The sequence below is a fragment of the uncultured Nostoc sp. genome, assembly GCF_964245445.1.
GTDB lineage: Bacteria > Cyanobacteriota > Cyanobacteriia > Cyanobacteriales > Nostocaceae > Nostoc.
Genome location: NZ_CAXTNE010000133.1, coordinates 1 through 21,233, shown reverse-complemented (window position 1 = coordinate 21,233; position 21,233 = coordinate 1). Strand labels below are relative to the sequence as shown.

Here is a 21,233-nt window from a genome sequence, read left to right as displayed (position 1 = left end):
GGGCAGGGGAAGAAGAATTATTGATTGATGACCAATGACTAATGACAAATGACTAATGACTAAATTAATTGTGATTTGTGGGGCGACGGCAACGGGTAAATCAGGTTTAGCTTTGGCTTTGGCGATGCGGTTGGGTTCTGTAATTCTGAGTGCTGATTCTCGTCAAGTTTACCGTGAGTTTGATATTGGGACAGCTAAACCAACTGTAGCCGAACAAAAATTGGTGCCACACTATTTAATAGATATCTGCGAACCAGCAGATATGATGACAGTAGCAGACTATCAGCAGCAAACACAAGCCTTAATTGCTTCTGTTGGTGTTACACCACTGTTTCTAGTTGGTGGTACTGGTTTATATATACGTTCTATTGTCCAAGGGATGAAAATTCCGAGAGTTGCACCACAAACAGAATTGCGATCGCAACTTGAATCTCTCGGTCAATTACAACTATATGCGATGTTACAACAAGTTGACCCCGTTGCAGCACAAAAGATTCATGGCAATGATTTAGTGCGAACTTTAAGAGCCTTAGAGGTATATTATGCCACTGGTCATCCAATTTCAGAACAGCAAGGGGAGAATCCGCCAAATTATCCAATTTTGCAAATTGGTTTAGATTGCGATGTTGAAAGGTTGGCTGCTCGTATTCAACAGCGTACTGAACAAATGATAGCAAATGGTTTGGTTGCTGAGGTGGAGAATCTTTGTCAAAAATATGGCGCTGATTTGTCTTTGTTGAATACTTTGGGCTATCAAGAAATTAAGCAATATTTGGCTGGGGATATTTCCTTAGATGAAGCGAAAGAATTAACAATTTTGCATACGCGACAATTTGCCAAGCGACAACGTACTTGGTTTCGAGCATATCCACAAATTCAATGGTTTGAGGCGAACGATCCGGAATTATTAGAGAAGGTTTGGCAGCGTATAAATGAGTTTATAAGTTGCACAAGTTCGTGAGATTTTTTTTGCCCATGTAAAGACGAAAAATTTTTTGCGTCTTTATAGTAAGTGTCCTATAAAGTGTCGGGATCTACGCCCATAGCACGCAGCCTTTCTGCTAGCAATTGGGTACGTTGTTCTGCTTGCTCGGCACGTTCTCGTTCCTGTTCGGCGCGTTCATCTCCAGTCGAGAAAACATTACCATCTTGGTAGCACCAGCGTAACCAAGTATCTTGTCTATCTTCAAATTTACCTTCCCACAAAGTTACACCTAAACCAACTTGTTCTAACCAATTTTCTGAAGTTTCAAAGTAGCGCCTTCCTCTAAGTTCATAAACGCGCAACACTTTTTCTCCTAATTGCTGATTCTGGTCATATACGATGTAGTAACTAGCCCGCATTTGTTCATAAGTTTTCAGCTTTTTGCCAAGTTCATCACCTTCTTTATTAGAGACAATTTCGAGGACAACTTCTGGAGGTTTGCCAAAACGCCAAACCATATAACAACGATTTTGTTTTTCCCACCAATTTTGAGGTACTTGCACATCTAAGCTGAGAAAAACGTCAGGTACAATTGCGGGTTGACCGTCTGTATGGTAAATACCGACATTAGCTGCTGCTAAAAAAGTCTGCTGCTGTAGAGTACTGTAAAGAGAGCCAACCAAGAGACGTTGTTGTTTTTCAGAAGCAAAATTGTCCACAGGTGTATCATCTTCAGTGACTAGCTGGTTGGCATCTGGCACATAGTAATCATCATCATTGATTAGTAGAACTTGCTGAACCATGATTTTATCCAGTATTTAAGAGCGTTATTTCTAGGTTAGTTGATAGAGGATAAGAGAGTACTTAGCACCAAGGATGCTGTTATCAGGTAATTTGTGCCAAAATCTACACAAAGTGGTCTCTAGCATCTGCATCATGATTGGATATATACTGCGACAGCGTTACAAGATTGTAAATAAATTGGGAGCAGGTGGGTTTGGGGAAACCTATTTGGCTGAATACCCACAGGATTTACCTGTCAGCCCCAAGTATAAATGTGTCATTAAACGGTTGGTCAGACCCCCGACACCAGACTTAGATACAGAAGAAAGGTTTAAGAAAGAAGCAGCAATTCTATTCAAATTGGGTAAGGAACATCCACAAATTCCTGAACTGTATGACTTTTTCGAGGTAAATAGAGAATTTTATCTTGTTCAGGAATTTATTGAAGGACATGACCTGAGTAACGAAATCATTTCAGGAAAACCCTGGAGTGAAGCTGATGTAATTCAACTTTTACAAGAAATTTTAGAGGTGTTAGCTTTTGTCCATCAACATAATGTGATTCACCGAGATATTAAGCCATTGAATTTGATGCGGCGATATTTGGATAATAAGCTTGTCCTCATAGACTTTGGAGCAATCAAAGAAATAAGCACATTTAAAATCAATATTCAAGGGCAAATCAGCAGCACAATTACCATTGGTACTCGTGATTATATGCCAAGTGAGCAATGGGAAGGGCATCCTCAGCTTTGCAGTGATATATATGCTTTAGGAATGACAGCAATCCAAGCTTTGACTGGATTAACGCCACAACAACTGCCGAAATTTAAGACTTTAGAATTAAGATGGCGCGATTATGCTCAAATTAACAATGGACTAGCCAATTTTTTAACAAAAATGGTACAACGTGATTTCCGCCAGCGATATAAAAATGCAGATGAGGCATTGCAAGCTTTAAAACTGGCTTTATTCAATTCACAATCATCTGTTACCTCAGTAAGAATGCAAGCTCTCAAGCAAACTCAACTAAGACTAAAATCGCCTGTCTCTTCACCAAAATATCGTTTTGCAAACCTAGCTCAACTAGCTTTACAATTATCTGTTGCCTCACTAAAATTGGTCAAAATTGGTAATAAATATGGTTATGTTGATCAGGCAGGGAAGTTAGTTATTCAAGTGCAGTTTGACATAGCTCGCGACTTTTCTGAAGGATGGGCAGCAGTTAATATTGGTGGAAGGGAGAGCTTATTTGGTGGTGGAAGTGGTGGCAAGTGGGGCTATATTGACAAAAGCGGTTCTTGGGTAATTAATCCTATGTTTGATATGGCTTTTTCTTTTAGGGATGGGCAAGCAAAGGTCGAAATTGGTGGGCAAGAGCGGATTATCGACAAAACAAGCATGTTTATTGATTAATAGTTTGTCAAGCTTTAAGCACTAATTTGCAATTGATATGATTATTATTTATTGATATCGCTTAAATGTATATCCTCCATTAATAAATATAAGTGATGCGATCGCGTCCTCTCCACCCATCCAAATTATTGCTAAAGATGAGTGCGATCACACTTACTTACTCTACATCAAATGCGTAGACGCAAACCAGCTTGTCGTCATAGACCGCTTTTTACTCACTCTTAGCTGCTATTCTTACAACAATAGTAATTAATGCGTCCCAAAAAAGCCTGCAATCCTCTATACATCTACCTTGAACTTTAAAAAACTATGCTTACCCAAGATAAAAAACAACGCAACTGGAAACCCATTCTCAAAGCATTCGAGGCTGTCCTTGGCAAAAATGGTGTGGTGCAACGCCGCGAAGAACTCATTACCTATGAATGCGATGGTTTAACTGGTTATCGCCAACGTCCGGCTGTAGTGGTGTTACCCAGAACTACAGAACAAGTTGCCCAAATTGTGAAAATATGCAACCAATACTCTATCCCCTTTATAGCACGCGGCTCTGGCACTGGTCTATCTGGCGGCGCTTTACCATTAGAAGATTCTGTTTTAATTGTCACTTCCTTAATGCGGCAAATCCTCAGCATTGATTTGGAAAATCAACGGACAGTTGTACAACCAGGGGTGATTAATAGTTGGGTAACACAAGCTGTAAGTGGTGCTGGTTTTTACTACGCTCCTGATCCTTCCAGTCAAATTATCTGCTCTATCGGGGGCAATATTGCCGAAAATTCTGGTGGCGTACATTGTCTCAAATATGGTGTCACTACTAACCACGTTTTAGGATTAAAAATTGTCACGCCAGAAGGGGAAATTATCGATTTAGGTGGACAAATTCCAGAAATGCCTGGTTATGATTTAACAGGTGTGTTTGTTGGTTCCGAAGGTACTTTAGGAATTGCTACAGAAATTACTTTGCGAATTCTCAAAAGTGCAGAATCAATTTGTGTGCTGTTGGCAGATTTTACTAGCATTGAAGCTGCCGGAGCAACTGTTTCTGACATCATCAGCGCTGGAATTATTCCTGGTGGTATGGAAATGATGGATAACTTCAGCATCAATGCAGTTGAAGATGTTGTAGCAACTAATTGTTATCCCCGCGATGCTACTGCCATTTTGCTAATAGAAATTGACGGTTTAGAAGTGGAAGTTGCAGGAAACAAGCAGCGAGTTATTGAAATTTGTAAAAAGAATGGTGCGCGAAATGTCACTTCTGCTACTGACCCAGAAACCAGATTGAAGTTATGGAAAGGACGTAAAGCCGCTTTTGCTGCGGCTGGGCATCTAAGTCCAGATTATTATGTACAAGACGGTGTAATTCCTCGGACTCAGTTACCTTATGTTCTGCACGAAATTAAGACATTAAGTGAACAATACGGTTATCGTGTTGCTAATGTATTTCATGCTGGCGATGGCAATCTTCATCCGTTAATTCTTTATGATAATTCTGTGCATGGAGCATTAGAGCAAGTAGAAGAAATGGGTGGAAAAATTCTTAAACTTTGTGTCCAGGTTGGTGGTAGTATTTCGGGTGAACATGGCATCGGTGCAGAGAAAAAGTGCTATATGCCACAGATGTTTAGCCAAGTTGATTTAGAAACTATGCAATGGGTGCGGCAAGTTTTTAATCCTAAAGGGTTAGCAAATCCTGAAAAGATATTCCCCACGCCACGAACTTGTGGTGAAGCAGCAAATGCATCGGCACTCAAGCAATTTGAAGGTGTGGAAAGATTTTAAAAATCAAGAAGTCAGGAATCAGAATTCAGTAGTCAGCCGTTAACAGTTAAGAGTCATAATTTATCATGTTTTGGTATCCTTAAGTATATTTCTAACCAAAATTGGCTCTGGATTATTGCAAATATTCTGAATTCTGATTTGTGACTCCTGAATTTTGAATCATCATTTCTTTATATAATCCGGAGGATTATAACTTTATTTTGTAGTTATATATATTCCGATCGCACTAGGTCACGCTTACAAATGAATCGGGTTGTTCGCCGTTATGTTTCTTACTTACTGTGTTTGGGATTAGTAGCCACTTTAACAGTTTTTTCACTCTTTTCAGTCTCTTCACTGCCAGTTTATTCCCAAAATGTAAGTCCTTTAACTACAGAAATTCGCGGCGTTTGGCTAACTAATGTTGGTAGTGGTGTACTATTTCTCCCTTGGGGTATTAACCGTGCTATAAATCAATTATCGGCTCTCAACTTTAATACAATTTATCCTGTAGTTTGGAACCGAGGACATACTTTTTATAAAAGTGCAGTAGCCAAAATAACTACAGGCTCAGAAACTCAACCTTTGCTTAACTTCATGCATGGTGGACAGGATGTTTTAACAAAGATAGTAACACTTGGTAAAAATAAAGATTTGAGAGTCATTCCCTGGTTTGAATACGGATTCATGACACCGCATTATTCACAATTAGCAAGGCGTTATCCCGATTGGTTGACAATTGGGCAAAAAGGTATAAAGTCTACTCAAGATGCCCCACCAGAAGAAATCGACAATATTTTAGTAACTAAGCTGGCCTGGTTGAATCCTTTACATCCGCAAGTGCAAGAGTTTATTCAAGAGCTAATTTTGGAAGTAGTCAGGGATTACGATGTAGATGGTATTCAGCTTGACGACCATTTTGGGATGCCTGTACAGTTCGGGTACGATCGCTTCACTATTGAACTCTACCAGCAAGAACATCAAGGCAAAAGTCCCCCAACCGATCCTTTTAACTCAGAATGGATGCGGTGGCGGGCAGATAAAATTACTGATTTTATGGCAGAAATCTACCAAGCTGTCAAGGCGGTTAAACCCAAAGTTAGAATATCTTTATCTCCTAACAATCAAGCTTTTGCCTACAAATACTATTTGCAAGATTGGGAAAATTGGGTAAAAAAAGGTTTAGTTAATGAGTTAATTTTGCAGGTATATCGAAATGATAAAAAGTCTTTTATCGCTCAACTAGAACTTCCATCTATAAAATTGGCTCAAAGTATAATTCCTGTAGGTATTGGGATATCAACAGGAACCTTCAGAAATCCGGTAAAAATGGCACAAGTTAGAGAACAGGTTCAGGTAGTGCGCGATCGCAATTTTGATGGTATCTCCTTTTTCTACTGGGAGAGTCTGTGGGGTTACATCGTACCGGAATCACCCCAACAGCGACGCAAAGGTTTTTTTGAAATGTTTAATGCAAAAACTGTCAGATTATTACAAACAAAGAAACTTTGATGCCATTCGCGCCTAAAAATACTAGATTTGGCTTTACATTGCTGTGGACTTTAGCTACTTTTGGCGGATTTTTATTGAGTTTACTCTTTATTGAAGTCGGTGAAAAGCCAGATATTGGAGTAATAGAGGCGGCTATCGGCGGATTTGCGATCGCACTTCCTCAAGGTTGTCTTCTCAAAAAACCTATATTTTGTATCAGGTGGATTTTGTCAAGTCTTTTGGGTTGGAGTATCATCACCGCTATCGGTATTGGTGCGGTGGGTTGGATAGTACCTAGCACTCAGATTTTTCCTGTGAGAATCCTGTCTGGGACGGTTTATGGGGCACTTGGCGGCTTGGGGATTGGATTGGCACAATGGTTAGCAATTCCCCAGCCTATGGCGTGGCGATGGATATTTGTCTCTTCGGCAAGTTGGGCTGTTGCTGTCCCTGTGGGTTCTGCTGTAGGGATGATCTTACATCGCTTGATGCAGTTATTCTTAGGCGAAGTCATGGGATTAGCTATTACTTGGCTGCTGGTTGGTATTCTCACTGGAATGAATGCTCACAAGTTGCGATGCCTGCGGCGGGCTACGCCTACGTAAGTTCCCATTCCCCGCTCCCTTTATTAAAAATTGTAAATTTAATTGATGTATACTGATGCTTGCACTTAGATATATGCAAGAATCTTGAAAAACTGTTAAAAATCAACTTCATTAAGTTTGCCCTAACCTGCAAATGTATTTTCGCCTTCAAAAAGCAGGATTTGTTAAGCTGACTTTTATTAGCTTTCCTAGATTTCTGACAAGAAGTAGAGAAAGATTCAAATTTCGATGAGCAACAGCTGACAATACTTTGCCATAGGCGCTAAAGTGCATCTACTACAAGCGTAACGACAAGAGAGCGCCTAGAAGAGTCAGTAATACCAGACAGGGACTCTCGTATGAATATAAATCCAACGGAATCAACTATGGAGTTGACAAAATTATCACCACCTCAGATTCTCTTCGGCACAGAAGTAGATGAGAAAAGCAGTAGTGAGCAGTTTATACTGAGCATGTACGATTCTGTGCAAGCATCAATATTTGTAGTTGATGTTCTGGAGGACGGAGATTTTCGATATGTGGCACTTAATCCTACTTATGAGCGGTGGATAGGCATTCGCTCAGATGATCTCCGGGGCAAAAAACCAGAAGATATTCTCTCCCCCATCGATGCTGCTAAAGTGCGTCAACATTATGCTGAATGTGTGCTATTTGGCAAAACTATTTCTTACGAACAATGTTTGCAATTCCAGGGGGTTCAGACTTGGTGGAATACGACTCTCACGCCGCTAAGGGATGCTAACTCCAGGATTTATCGACTGATTGGTACTAGTAGCAATATCACCCCTGTCAAGCAAGCAGAACAGGCAGTTGGACTCCAGGTTGAACGGGAACAACTGCTAGAAGCGATCGCAGGACGAATTCATCAATCTGTAGAATTTGAGACAATTCTGCATCAGACAGCAATTGAACTGCGGCAGTTTTTGAATTGCGATCGCGTCCTCATTTATCGCTTCGAGGCTGATGGCAGTGGCGTAATCATTGCCGAATCAACTGTGGCTGCGAGTGATCCCCTGTTGGGAAAAAACATCACCGATCCCTGCTTCAGTGGCAAACATCAAGAACACTACGGGCGAGGTTGCATTCAAGTTGTCGAGGATATTTATGCAGCTGGGTTACATCCTTGCCATATAGATTTTCTGGCATCTTTGCAGGTGAGAGCCAATCTAGTCGTGCCGATTTTTAAAGAGCAAGATATGTGGGGGCTATTGATTGCCCAGCATTGCCACCAATCGCGTCAATGGCAGCAAATAGAAACCGATTTACTCAAACAGTTGGCAACTCAAATCGGCACTGCTGCTGAACAGGCAGAACTTCGTCAGCAGTTCAAGGATCTCAAAGCAAAGTTGGAGTTGCAAAAACAGAAGCATAAAAATCAGTTGCAGCAGGTGCGAAACTTTGAAGCCTTGGTGCGACGCATGACAGAAAAAATCCGCGACAGTCTGGATGAAACTCAGGTGTTGCAAACAGTGACTCAGGAATTAGCAGAGTTACTCAACCTTGACCGTTGCCAAATCGAACTCTATAGCACCTGTCAAACTCTGGTTACTATTTCTTACGAGTACAGCATTAACCTACCTCGGTGTCAAGGATTGACTAAACAGATTACAGACCGACTTGAAGTTTATCAGCCACTGTTGCAAAAACAACCTTTGCAATTTTTGGAAATTGTGCCGGCATGGCAACCAAAATTGTTGGTTATGTCCCAGATGGCTTGTCCAATTTTCGATACTCAAGGGATTTTAGGAAACATTTGGTTGACAAGACCATCACAAGAGGCATTTGATGAATTTGAAATTGAGCTAGTGCAGCAGGTAGCAAATGAATGTGCGATCGCTATTCGTCAAGCCCAACTTTACCAACAAACCCAGGCACAGGTTAAAGAATTAGAAAAATGCGATCGCCTCAAAAACCAATTTCTCAGAAACCTGTCCCAAGAACTGCGGACACCAATAACTAGCATCAGCCTTGCAGTCCAAACCCTTGAAAGTGTCCTCACACCAGAAGAAATATTAGATATAGAAATAGTTCCACAACTCTTGCAGATTCTCCATAACGAGTGTGCCCGAGAAAGCAAGTTAATTAACGATTTACTCACACTCACATATCTAGAAGCCGAACCCGATCCCCCAACTTTGATTGCCATTGACTTACAAAGCTGGCTTAACCCCATTGTCGAGTCTTTTCGAGACCTCACTAGTTGCCAGCGACAGCAGTTAAACCTGAGTGTTGATCCCGCACTCCCGCTTTTAGAGACAGATATCACAGATATGGAGAGGATTATCACCGAACTACTCAACCATGTCTGCAAATATACCCCAGCAGGTGAGTCTGTTACAGTCTCTGCTCACCTGAGAGAGGACGCAGTAGAGCTTAATATTAGCAATTCTGGACTAAAGCTTACCAGCAACGAACTGTCACGGATATTTGAGCCTTTCTATCACCTTTCCAAACATGATCCTTGGAAACATAGCGGCACTGGATTGGAATTGGCATTAGTGCAGAAAATGGTCAGACATTTAGGCGGCTCAATTTATGTAGAGAGTGGAGCCGGTCAAACCACCTTCACCATCAAATTCCCGCTTTAATTAGTTTTTTGGCACTGTACTAGCTAAATTGTCAGAAGTCTGCTATGATGGTTATTCGTGCGGGTGACTAGCTCAACGGTAGAGCAGTAGACTCTTAATCTATTGGTTGCGGGTTCAAATCCCTCGTCACCCATCCTTTCCAGCCCTCCACAATTTACCCTTGCCTAAACCTTGCCTAAACCGAGCAAGTGCCAACCTCTGAAAGCCGCTATTTTAGAGGATAAATACCAATAAAGCTTTGACTAATTTAACTAAAAATCCCTTCTTACCTCTTAGCAGTCAAGTGGAATATATTGCTTGTCCACTGGACAGTTAGAATGTGAGGAAAACCGACTTTTGTCTTTATTAAAACTTGTGTATATGAGGCTCTTGCTAGATTATGACTGCACGAAGTTCTATTCCAACTTCCAAATCTAATACAGCTTATATTGCTCGTGCTTGGGATACGCATAAAGAATTAGAATAAACAGAAAAATGGGGATTTTATCAGTTTTTTTATTTAACGATTTGTGGACATATTGAGAGCATCCTCTCTTTAGTCATCAAAGCAAGACTTTCTTCCATAAAAAACTTAATACAGTGGGATAATATTCCCCAACGTAATTCTACAGAAAATAATATTCTCACTTGGTATGACCAAAAAATTGTTGTTGAATCTCTCATAAAAATTATTTCGGCGATTGAAAATGAAACTGAAAATGCACCTATTAATAAGCTTATTGAGCTTTACAATACAAAAATATTTGATAAAAAATTAAGTCAATTGATAGGTAATGAACTTAATGAAGATTTACTTGCTGTGGCTTAACTACGTAATTTATAGCGATATCTACGATGGTCACTGAGCTTATCGTACCACTTCGTGGAAACAAGCTACGCGCAGCGTCTCGTAGTAAGTGCGGGCTACGCCTACGCGAAATTTGACTGCAAACTGAAGCATTTTTAGCAAGACAGGCAAGATTTCACAGCCTTCTCCCAATTCTTCAACTATATTGTGTTAAACCCTTCGGTTAAACTATTACTAAAGCACTCTAAAGTTTTTTATGACTCAATCACCAGTAAAAACTCTCTATGTAACAGACTTTGCATTATGGATTGAGCAGACTGTCAATAGCTTAAAATCCCAAGATTATAGCAATGTAGACTGGGAAAACTTAATTGAGGAGATAGAAGGATTGGGGAGGAGAGATAGACGGGAATTAGAAAGTCGTTTGACAACTTTATTTGAACACGCCTTAAAACGGAATTATGTAAATTTACCAGAATGTTATGGCGGTTGGGAAGCAACAATTAGCCGCACACAGCAGGAATTAAGTCGTATTCTTCGAGATTCCCCTAGTCTGCGTAATTATTTATTAACTATATGTAATGAATGTTATCAAAATGCACATAAAAACATGGGTAAGGAATATGAAACAAAATTTCCTGACAATTGTCCTTTTCCTAATGATGTAGAAACATTATTGAATGAAAGCTTTTGGTGTTGTTAAAAACCTATAGTCATTAGTTTTCGGTCATATCTGCATCTATTTTAGCTGAGAGATTGTCTCACCCAGAGGCACAAAAGCGCAGAGAAAATTTTGTGCTTTATTTACTTAAAAAAATATGGAAATCAGAAAAATTTGCGTGATTGGGGCTGGAATTAGCGGTCTGGTAACAGCTAAAACGTTTGTCGAAGAAGGCTACGACGTTACTGTATTCGAGAAACAAAAAGGACTTGGTGGTGTTTGGGAAAAATCTCGAAGTTACCCAGGATTAACAACCCAGAGTACGGGCGACACATATAGTTTTTCTGACTATCCCATGCCTACATCCTACCCAGAGTGGCCGACAGCAGAGGATATGCAGAATTACCTAAATTCATACGCCCAGAATTTTGGAGTTCTTGAGAGAATTCGCTTCCAAACGGAAGTTACTAATGTTTACCGAAAAACTGGAGAACTACTAGGATGGGTAGTTACCATCAGAGTGAAGGAAGGTAATGGGGGTGAGACAAAAGAGGAAAAGCACGAATTTGACTTTGTGCTAGTGTGCAATGGAATATTTAGTTTCCCTAATTTACCTTCTTTGCCTGGTAGAGAGGAGTTTGTTGCATCTGGAGGACGAGTACTCCATTCTACTGAGTTTAACGATGCTTCAATCATTGAGGGTAAGCGGGTAGTTGTAGTGGGTTTTGGCAAATCTGCCTGCGACATTGCGACTTTGGCGGCAAACATAGCCAAAGAATCCACCCTTGTCTTCCGTCAACCTCTGTGGAAGGTTCCTAGATTTTTCTTGGGTTTAGTAAACCTGAAGTATATTTTATTAACCCGCTTTTCAGAAGCTTGGTTCCCCTACCGTCAGATGGGACGGATTGAAAGATTGCTGCACACTCTGGGTAAGCCACTAGTGTGGGCTTTTTGGCGCACTAACGAGATGGTACTGCGCCTGCAATTCGGTCTTGATAGCTGCGGGATGTTACCCGAACAACCGATGAATCAGGCTAACTGTCAAGTTACTATAGCTCCTCCAGATTTCTTCAAGTACGTACACTCTGGTAAAATTCAGGGAATTAAAACTAGCATCGCCAAGTTTATCCCTGATGGTGTGGAATTAGCCAATGGTCAGCAGTTGCAGGCAGATATAGTAATTTTTGGTACAGGATTTAACCAGGAACTTCCCTTTCTCGAAAAAGAATATCGCCGACAGATAATCGATGAAGACGGTAATTTTAACCTTTACCGTTATCTGATTCATCCTAATATTCCACAGATGGGTTTTGTTGGCTATAACAGCAGTTTCTATTGTCAGTTGACATCAGAAGTTAGTGCTTGGTGGCTGCTGGAGTATATCAAAGGCAACTTGTTATTGCCTTCGCCTTCAGCAATGTATCAAGAAATGGCAGCAGATATGGATTGGATGAAAACTCAATACAATAATGTTGTAGCGAAGGCGACATGCATCTCCTGGTTTTCCTTGCGTTATACTGAGCAACTCATGGAAGATATGGGTGCAAATAATCAGCTTGGTGTCTGGAAGGAAATTTCACAGATTATGATGCCTGTGGATTCATCCCTCTACAACAAACTTCGACAGGAATTAAAGTTGCAAAGATTGAGAAATATCAATGATTCTTCTAACCAATTAACCGAATCATTGTGATACCAATTCACAATTCGCAATTCGCAATTCGCAATTAAAAAACTTAGAGATACCAAGCCTTTCAGGGCTTACATCTGTTTCATAATTTTAGTGAATTGGTATGAGTTGAAAACAGGCGGTTAAACTGACTCCACTGAGGAAGCACCGAAACGATAGCCTTTGCCGTAGACTGTGTGAATTAGCGTAGTTTCTCTACCTACCTCAATCTTACGGCGCAGCAAACGAATTAATGCCGCGATTACATTACTACTGGGTTGTTCTTCCTCTTGCCACAAATTTTCCATAATCTGGGCATGAGTCATTAGTTGCCCAGTGTGTTCCATAAAATATTGCAGTAACTGGCTTTCTTTTTGCGAAAGTTCAATTATTATTCCTTGGCGATAAGCTACTTGATTTTCACAATCAAGTTCTAAATCAGCGACGGTTAAACGTCCCGTAGTGGTTTCATAGGTTTGGGAACCGGAACGACGCAATAAAGCACGGACTCTTGCTAGTAACTCCCGCAGTTCAAAAGGTTTAACTAAATAGTCGTCAGCACCAGCATCTAAACCTTGTACGCGGTCATCTAGAGTATCCTTGGCTGTGAGAAACAGCACGGGAGTAGTTTTGCCTTGGCGTCGCAATTGCTGACAAATCTCTAACCCGGTTTTTCCTGGGAGCATCCAATCTAAAATTAGTAGGTCATAACTGCCTGTTTGTGCATGTTCGTTGCCACTTGTGCCATCGTAAGCGGCCTCCACAATGTAACCCTCACGAGTTAATAAGCGACTCAAGGGTTCAGTTAGTTCAACTTCATCATCAACTAATAAAATTCTCATGCTGCTTGTGGTAAGCATATAGAGATATTCTCAATATTATTCAACTGCTGGGACGCCAAGGATACTAAAAAAAGAATGCTGACTGTTGCATTGCCAAAAGGGGAACTCCTTAAAAATAGCATCCGCCTGCTACAATCTGTCGGGTTAGATTTTAGTGCTTTTTTAGATTCAGGAACTCGCCAACTTCAAATTCCTGACACTAAGGGAGTTGCAAAAGCTTTGTTGGTGCGGGCGCAGGATGTGCCTGTTTATGTGGAATATGGTCAGGCACAACTGGGTGTTGTCGGCTACGATGTGCTGCGGGAGAAGCAGCCGCAAGTTGCCCACTTGGTGGATTTGCAGTTTGGGCATTGTCGAATGTCGGTGGCGGTAAAAGCATCCAGTTTTTACCGATCGCCGCTACATTTACCACCGCATGGTAGAGTTGCTTCCAAGTATGTCAATTGCGCTCGTGAATATTTCCACAGTCTAGATTTACCTGTGGAAATAGTACCGTTGTATGGTTCAGTTGAACTAGGCCCGATTACTGGAATGTCAGAAGCGATCGTGGATTTGGTTTCTACAGGGCGGACTTTGCGCGAAAATGGTTTGATTGAAGTTGCTACTCTCTATGAAAGCACGGCGCGGTTGATTGCTCATCCTTTGAGTTACCGTCTGAACACGGGTAATTTAAGTGATGTGATTGCCAAGCTGCGAGAAGCCGTTTTGCTAGAGGTCTAATAGTAGTGCTGTCAAGGTGACGCAATTCACGGTTTATCAAATAGCCCAAAGAAACCTCACCCTGGTTTTGCTTGTGCAAAACCTGTCCCTCTCCTTAGTAAGGAGAGGGATATCCGTCAGGACAAGGTAAGGTTTTAATAAGGTACTTCCAAAGAATAAATTGTCCCAAAAAATTAATTTCTAAGCATTTCATTAATAATGATAATTATGATCCGTTTCTGGGATGTTTTATTTTTTGGAAGTCCCTAACGAGAGTCTTTTAGTAGTTAAAAGGCACTACTGAGAAAGAGAAAATCTGTGTCTGTTAAGGTTCGGATGAATAAGCCAAAAGTGCGTTAGGCAACGCCGGAATAAAATCAACTGTAATTCACAATTGCAGAAAATTTAGGTTTCGTCTAATGGTGCTTTAGGTTTCTTCTCGAAAATCTGGATACCAGCGTCAAGGACTTCAAAAGCATTCCTCAAACGGGGGGCCAAGTTTACCAGAGATAGACCCAGCCCAGTTGGGTAATTGAGCAACACTAGCTTATGCAAGTTAAATGTAAAACAGCTTACCTGAAAAATGCTGTAATATAGAAATGTACGTAAAGCAAAAACTTATTGCATTTGTATAAGCAGACGTTGTCGTTGTAAGTTGTAAAGTTTGCAACGCTAAAAGATATTTATCTTTTGACATATTGGGACTAGTTTAAAGCGACTCTCAAGCTGCCATCAGTTGCTTTTCAAAGCATGATTGTGGATTAGAGAGTTTTAATGTCTGTATCTAACCAACCTCATCGACCAACAACAAATCAGCTACTCCTAGCTCTTTCTGAACCAGAGTATCAACGCCTAGTTCCCCACCTAGAGCGAGTCGAACTTGAATTGAAGCAAGTCCTCTACAAAGCTGGCGAACCAATTACACACGTCTATTTTCCCGAGCAGTCAATGGTTTCTTTGGTCATTAACCAGTCAGGTGGCTCGACCGTCGAAGCAGGTATAGTAAGCAATGACGGCATGGTAGGGATTTCGGTAATTTTGGGCAGCAACACTACAACCACAACCGCGGTTGTACAGATTGCAGGCAGTGGTATGAGGATGAAGAGTGAGCATCTAGTTGCCGAGTTCAACCGGGTTAGAGAGCTTCATAGTTTGCTGTTGCGTTATACACAAACGCTGTTAACCCAGGTTACACAAACACTTGCTTGCAACAGCTTCCACACTATAGAAAAGCGACTTGCCCGTTGGCTGCTCTTGGTATCTGATCGTATGCAATCAGATACATTTGTGCTGACTCAGGAATTTCTCGCCCAGATGCTGGGTTGTCGCCGCACTGGTGTTACGGAGGTAGCAGGCGCGTTCAGTCGAGCAGGAATAATTAGCTACAGCCGTGGAAATATTAACATCTTGAATCGGTCAGACTTGGAAAATACATCTTGTCAATGCTATGGCATTACTAAAAACGAGTATAAGCAATTGCTAGGTGTATAGAGCTAGCTGTAGCCCTATTTCTTGTCAGTGGCTTTCTCAAACCAAAATACATTAGATCGCTTTATTCCCTTTTCCTGATCTAGTAGACTTCTAAACCTAAAAGAGAATAAAGCGAACGCCTGCAATTCGAGCGTAAGCTTATAAGCACAGTTCTATGTCCGAAACCGGACAGACTTCTGACGTTGAGCGTTGTAAACTTGAGATTTGGATGTTTACGCTATTACTACTCAAGGAAAGTGAAACTTCAACACGGGGGTTATGGAGAGATTGGGAAAAGTTTCAGAGTTAGTGCAGCAATCAATAGGAAATTCTATCAAGCGTATATTAATTTGTGATGATATCGCTGATAACTGTTTTCTGCTTGAAGCAATTTTGCAAGCTGAGGATTACAAGATAGAAATCGTTAATTCTGGTGCAGAGGTGTTGAACAAGATTGAAACTGACCCGGAAGTGCCTGACTTGCTATTAGTAGATGTGTTAATGCCACAAATAGATGGATACGAAGTTGTTCGACGTATCAGACAGTCGAAGAAATTTGAATTTATTTCTATTTTGTTGGTAACATCTTTCGATAAAGATGATGCTAAATTGGCTGACGATATAAAGATTGATGGATTTATCCAGAAACCCTTTGATCTAGATGCAGTAATTGCTCAAGTGCGAACAATTTTAGACTAGACCCAAAAGGGCGATCGCGTCGCGCACAGAGAACTGTACAAAACCGAACAGACACCCGACGTTAAGCGTTTATAAATTTGAGAATTGGATGTTCACGCTATTAGGGACTTTTAAAGAATAAATTGTCCCAAAGAATTAAAGGAACTCCAAAAAATAAATTATCCCAATTTCTAGACTCAACACAACTGTTCCTCCCCCAGCTAAGAGCTCCCCTGCCCTAAATGCGTACCCCTTTGGGGATCTTGCTACGCGTAGCGTCCCGCAGGGATGGGATATTTTTTTAATTGGAAGTCCCTAATCTCTGGACAGTTAATCAATAATGATAGTCATGTTTACATTGGGATTAGTGCGATGTTTACGACGGGCTATTCGGCGTCGCAATAACTTTCCGATGTACACAGGGAATAGCTTACTCTAAGCATCACTCAAAATTTAAACAGGCTTTCCTGAACAGCCAGAGGCGGGGAAAAGACTAAGAATTGTTAAAAAGATTAAGCTATTCTTAAGATAGCCAGTCTGTTTACGAATATTATATTTCTCTTTATTATTAAGAAAAGTTAATGAAAGCTGGACAAATTGATACAGAAATGGCAAGGTTAGAAGCCCTCCGCCAGTATCAAATTCTTGACACCGAACCGGAAGAAGCTTACGACAATCTTGCTCAGTTAGCGGCATTTATTTGTGGTACATCCATCTCCTTGGTAAATTTCATTGATGAAAACCGTCAATGGTTTAAGGCAAAAGTAGGTTTAGATGTATCAGAAATGCCCCGGTGTGTTGGGTTATCTTACCTTTGCCAAGAGCGGCGTAATGTTGTGGTGATTCCTGATACCCTAGCTGATGAAACATTAGCAAATAATGCGGTAGTGACTGGCTATCCATATATACGGTTTTATGCAGGTGTACCCTTAATTACTCCCAAGGGAGATATGCTGGGAACTCTGTGTGTAATTGACCAAGCCCCAAAAGAATTGAGCCAAAAACAAGTGGAGGCGCTTGTAGCTCTGAGCCGTTTGGTAATCGACCAATTAGAACTCAGGCGTCATGTAAGTGAGGTATTTCAAGTTACCGAGAAGCTCGTGGCGTATGAGCAAGCAGCACACACCGAGTCAGAATCGGCGAGAATCCGCATTGCTAATTTGCTAGAGAGCATCACTGATGCGTTTTTTGCCTTAGATAAAAAGTGGCGATTCACCTACATTAATGGTCAAGCAGAACTACTCTTGCAAAAAACCCAGAATGAATTATTAGGTCAAAGCATCTGGGAGGTATTTCCAGAACTCATAGACACAACATTCCATCGTGAGTATCACAGGGCAATGTTAGAACAGGTGAGTGTGGAATTTGAGGAGTTTTATCAGCCACTAAACTGCTGGCTTCAAGTCCACGCTTATCCTGCAAAAGACGGCTTGTCTGTTTATTTCCAAGACATTACTGAACGACGGCGAACAGCAGAAGCACTACGAGAGAGTGAAGAACGTTGGCAATTAGCATTAAATGGTAATAATGATGGTATTTGGGATTGGAACCTCAAGACTAATGAAGTGTTCTTCTCAAATCGGTGGAAGGAAATGCTCGGTTATAAAGACCACGAAGTTTCCAACGCTTGGGATGAATGGACAAAACTAATCCACCCCGATGAGCAAGATTGGGTACTTCAAGCTTTTCAAGACCACTTTGCCAAGAAAACGCCGTTTTACGTCTGTGAATATAGAGTCCAATGCCAAGACGGCAGCTATAAATGGATTCTAGATCGAGGACAGGCACTTTGGGACGCATCAGGTGATATAGTGCGGATGGTGGGTTCTTATACAGATATCACAGATCGCAAGCAGGCAGATGAGGAATTAAAGCGGCAGAATTGGCGATCGCAATTATTTGCTGAAGTCACCCTGAAAATTCGAGAATCTTTACAAATAAACGAAATCCTCCAAACTACAGTTACTGAGGTACAAAAACTACTACAAGCTGACCGAGTTTTAATTTTTCAACTAGAGTCTGATGGTTCGGGAACAGTAGTGCAAGAGGCGGTGCTACCTGGTTGGCCGGTAATTTTGGGAAGAAATATTTTTGACCCCTGCTTTAAAGAAGAATACATAGAAAGATATCGCCAAGGAAGAGTGAGTGCAATGGAAGACGTTGAAACCGCTCACATTCAACCATGCCATCGAGAATTTCTTCAGCAGTTTGCTATCAAGGCTAACCTCGTAGTGCCAATTATGGTCAGGGACAGCATTTGGGGCTTGTTGCTGGCTCATCAATGTGCTGCACCTCGACGGTGGAATAACTTTGAGACGGAGTTGTTAAAGCAATTAGCTAACCAAATTGGGATTGCTTTATCTCAAGCGCAACTATTAGAAAAAGAAACCCAGCAAAGTCAAGAACTTGCTCGTTCCAATGCGGAATTGGAACAGTTTGCTTATGTAGCTTCCCATGACTTGCAAGAGCCATTGCGGATGGTAACGAGTTATTTACAACTACTAGAGCGAAGATACAAAAATCAATTAGATAGCAATGCCGATCAGTTTATCAACTACGCAGTAGATGGGGCGCGGCGGATGCAGACCCTAATCAATGATTTGTTGAATTATTCTCGCGTCAGCACCCGTGGACAGCCCTTTCTACCAGTAAATTGTAGCGTTGTCTTAGAACAGGCGATCGCTAATCTGCAAATTGCGATCGCTGATAGTAAAGCAATTGTCACTTACGATCTTCTACCTGAAGTAATGGCTGATGTTACCCAATTGATACAAGTATTTCAAAACCTGATTGGCAATGCAATCAAATTTTGCCGTCATCAGCAGCCACAAATTCACATCGGAGTAGCGAAGCTAGATGCAAATCCAGACGGGGAAAGTTTAAATGTTATCCCGTCGGTAGATGAATGGTTGTTCTGGGTACGCGATAATGGTATTGCTTTGGAATCCCAGTATGCTGAACGTATTTTTATAATTTTTCAGCGATTGCACGGTAGAGATAAGTATCCGGGTACTGGAATTGGTCTGGCAATTTGTAAAAAAATTATAGAACGCCACGGCGGCCGGATCTGGGTTGAGTCAAAACTGGGTGAAGGCTCGACTTTCTACTTCACAATTCCAGATAGAGCAGGTAAGCAATCGTGGGAATCATAACAGGGATTATGCCTATTGAGGTTTTGTTGGTAGAAGACAATCCAGGCGATGCCCAACTCACACGCATCGCCCTGGAAGAAAGCAAAATCTCGATTCACTTGAATGTGGTCGAAGATGGTGTAGAGGCAATGGCATTCTTGCGAAAGCAGGAAAAATATGTAAAAGCAGCCCATCCAGATATTGTCCTGCTCGATTTAAATCTCCCCAGAAAAGATGGGCGAGAAGTACTGGCAGAAATTAAAGGAGATGAAAAACTCAAGCGAATTCCTGTAGTAATTTTGACGACTTCCCAAGCTGAAGAAGACATCCTCAAAGCCTATAATTTATGTGCAAACTGTTATATAACTAAGCCCGTAGATTTCGATCAATTCGTTAAAATTGTACAATCAATAGAAAATTTTTGGTTTGCGATCGTAAAACTGCCACCGGAGTAGTGGAAATGGCAGGTAGAAATATTAAAGTCTTATTAGTAGAAGATAACCCTGGCGATGTCTTTTTATTACAAGAGTTTTTAAAGGAAGTTACTACAGTTGTAGTTGATTTGTCGCCCGTTGAGCGACTTTCTGAAGCACTCAACTACTTAGCTAAGGAACTTTTTGATGTAATTTTGTTAGACCTCTCGCTGCCAGATAGCCAGGGACTAGAAACTTTTGTCGTCGCTTACCATCAAGCAAAAGCCACTCCGATAATTGTGCTGACGGGTATAAACGATGAAACCCTAGCAATTAGAGCAATGCAAGAAGGAGCGCAAGATTATTTGGTGAAAGGGCAAGTAACTGGCGACTTGTTGGTGCGCTCCATGCGTTATGCCATCGAACGGCAACGGGCAGACAACGCACTGCGACAGAGCGAGGAACGATTTCGGGTGGCCCTGAAAAACTCTCCCATCTTTGTCTACAACCAAGATTGCGAGTTACGGTACACCTGGGTTTACAATCCCTCCAATGGATTGACTGTTGAAGAAATGTTGGGTAAACAAGACTTGGATATTATCCCAGTTGAAGATGCTCAACGTCTCACCACAATTAAACGTGGAGTATTAACCACTGGCATAGGAACGCGAGAGGAAGTATCAATAACAATCAAAGATACAACTCGATATTACGATTTGACAGTTGAGCCATTGCGGAATGAGTCGCAAGAAGTTGTTGGCGTCACATGCGCCAGTATTGATATTAGCGAACGAATTGCCGCACTGCGCGAACAGCAAGCTGCGCTACGCGATCGCAAATTGGCAGAAGAAAAAATCCGCGAACAAGCAGCATTACTTGATGTCACCACAGATGCCATTTGCCTACGAGATTTAAACAATCAAATTATCTTCTGGAACAAAGGCGCAGAAACACTTTACGGTTGGAAAACGACAGAAGCTTGTGGCCAAAATGCTAGTGAGCTTTTGTATGACGAACCTCCGCCAGAAATCGAAGCGGCTCTTCTACAAGTTATTAGTAAAGGAAAGTGGCAGGGCGAGTTAACTAAACTTACTAAAATGGACAAGGAAATCCTTGTTGCTAGTCGCTGGAGTTTGGTGTGCGATGAACAAGGGAAACCCAAATCAATTCTCACCGTTGATACAGATATTACTGAGAAAAAACACTTAGAAGGCCAATTGTTTCGCGCTCAACGCCTGGAAAGTATTGGCACTTTAGCTAGGGGAGCAACGCGATTTGGTGAGGTAGGATCAAAAACCAGCGATCGCTAACAAC

At 41.3% G+C, this 21,233-nt stretch carries 15 protein-coding genes, 1 tRNA gene and 1 pseudogene; 15 read left to right on the top strand and 2 right to left on the bottom strand.

Features of this window, described 5'->3' with window-relative positions:
* The first annotated feature begins 55 nt into the window (after window positions 1-55).
* The gene (gene miaA / locus ACFE90_RS21290; RefSeq protein ID WP_375504022.1) at window positions 56-961 is read left to right on the top strand and encodes a tRNA (adenosine(37)-N6)-dimethylallyltransferase MiaA; all 906 of its coding nucleotides are present in this window, start codon (window positions 56-58) and stop codon (window positions 959-961) included.
* A gap of 56 nt (window positions 962-1,017) precedes the next feature.
* On the opposite strand, the gene ACFE90_RS21285 is transcribed toward miaA, so the two are convergent.
* Window positions 1,018-1,728, bottom strand: coding sequence for a Uma2 family endonuclease (locus ACFE90_RS21285; protein ID WP_375504020.1), 711 nt, complete (start codon window positions 1,726-1,728; stop codon window positions 1,018-1,020).
* A 133-nt stretch (window positions 1,729-1,861) separates the two neighbouring features.
* Between ACFE90_RS21285 and ACFE90_RS21280 the strand changes: the two genes are divergently transcribed.
* From ACFE90_RS21280 to ACFE90_RS21245, 8 genes are all read left to right on the top strand, one after another.
* Window positions 1,862-3,124 (top strand): WG repeat-containing protein, encoded by a 1,263-nt coding sequence (locus ACFE90_RS21280; RefSeq protein WP_375504018.1) that lies wholly within the window; start codon window positions 1,862-1,864, stop codon window positions 3,122-3,124.
* 309 nt (window positions 3,125-3,433) lie between these two features.
* Window positions 3,434-4,906, top strand: a complete 1,473-nt coding sequence (gene glcD, locus ACFE90_RS21275; RefSeq protein ID WP_375504016.1) for a glycolate oxidase subunit GlcD — start codon at window positions 3,434-3,436, stop codon at window positions 4,904-4,906.
* Window positions 4,907-5,149: 243 nt separating this feature from the next.
* The gene (locus tag ACFE90_RS21270) at window positions 5,150-6,397 is read left to right on the top strand and encodes a glycoside hydrolase family 10 protein (protein ID WP_375504014.1); all 1,248 of its coding nucleotides are present in this window, start codon (window positions 5,150-5,152) and stop codon (window positions 6,395-6,397) included.
* Complete coding sequence (locus ACFE90_RS21265; RefSeq protein WP_375504012.1) at window positions 6,397-6,981, top strand: hypothetical protein; 585 nt, start codon at window positions 6,397-6,399, stop codon at window positions 6,979-6,981. Before ACFE90_RS21270 ends, ACFE90_RS21265 begins: the two co-directional genes overlap by 1 nt.
* A gap of 338 nt (window positions 6,982-7,319) precedes the next feature.
* On the top strand, window positions 7,320-9,569 hold the full coding sequence (locus ACFE90_RS21260; RefSeq protein ID WP_375504010.1) for a GAF domain-containing protein: 2,250 nt from the start codon (window positions 7,320-7,322) through the stop codon (window positions 9,567-9,569).
* Window positions 9,570-9,630: 61 nt separating this feature from the next.
* Window positions 9,631-9,702: transfer RNA gene (locus tag ACFE90_RS21255), tRNA-Lys, on the top strand.
* A 910-nt stretch (window positions 9,703-10,612) separates the two neighbouring features.
* Window positions 10,613-11,059: a DUF29 domain-containing protein gene (locus ACFE90_RS21250; protein ID WP_375504008.1), complete on the top strand. Its 447-nt coding sequence runs from the start codon at window positions 10,613-10,615 to the stop codon at window positions 11,057-11,059.
* A gap of 115 nt (window positions 11,060-11,174) precedes the next feature.
* Window positions 11,175-12,710 (top strand): flavin-containing monooxygenase, encoded by a 1,536-nt coding sequence (locus ACFE90_RS21245; protein WP_375504006.1) that lies wholly within the window; start codon window positions 11,175-11,177, stop codon window positions 12,708-12,710.
* 119 nt (window positions 12,711-12,829) lie between these two features.
* Here ACFE90_RS21245 and rppA read toward each other — a convergent pair whose 3' ends face one another.
* On the bottom strand, window positions 12,830-13,528 hold the full coding sequence (gene rppA / locus ACFE90_RS21240) for a two-component system response regulator RppA (protein ID WP_375504024.1): 699 nt from the start codon (window positions 13,526-13,528) through the stop codon (window positions 12,830-12,832).
* Between the two features lie 75 nt (window positions 13,529-13,603).
* Here rppA and hisG point away from each other — a divergent pair, with 75 nt between their 5' ends.
* From hisG to ACFE90_RS21210, 6 genes and pseudogenes are all read left to right on the top strand, one after another.
* Window positions 13,604-14,248, top strand: coding sequence for an ATP phosphoribosyltransferase (gene hisG / locus ACFE90_RS21235; RefSeq protein ID WP_375504004.1), 645 nt, complete (start codon window positions 13,604-13,606; stop codon window positions 14,246-14,248).
* Window positions 14,249-15,001: 753 nt separating this feature from the next.
* Window positions 15,002-15,718 (top strand): Crp/Fnr family transcriptional regulator, encoded by a 717-nt coding sequence (locus ACFE90_RS21230; protein WP_375504002.1) that lies wholly within the window; start codon window positions 15,002-15,004, stop codon window positions 15,716-15,718.
* A 258-nt stretch (window positions 15,719-15,976) separates the two neighbouring features.
* The gene (locus tag ACFE90_RS21225; RefSeq protein ID WP_375504000.1) at window positions 15,977-16,396 is read left to right on the top strand and encodes a response regulator; all 420 of its coding nucleotides are present in this window, start codon (window positions 15,977-15,979) and stop codon (window positions 16,394-16,396) included.
* Window positions 16,397-16,956: 560 nt separating this feature from the next.
* Window positions 16,957-19,527: a GAF domain-containing protein gene (locus tag ACFE90_RS21220; RefSeq protein ID WP_375503998.1), complete on the top strand. Its 2,571-nt coding sequence runs from the start codon at window positions 16,957-16,959 to the stop codon at window positions 19,525-19,527.
* 8 nt (window positions 19,528-19,535) lie between these two features.
* On the top strand, window positions 19,536-19,961 hold the full coding sequence (locus ACFE90_RS21215; protein WP_375503996.1) for a response regulator: 426 nt from the start codon (window positions 19,536-19,538) through the stop codon (window positions 19,959-19,961).
* A gap of 5 nt (window positions 19,962-19,966) precedes the next feature.
* A pseudogene (locus ACFE90_RS21210) lies at window positions 19,967-21,184 on the top strand (PAS domain S-box protein); the annotation flags it as partial.
* Window positions 21,185-21,233 lie beyond the last annotated feature (49 nt).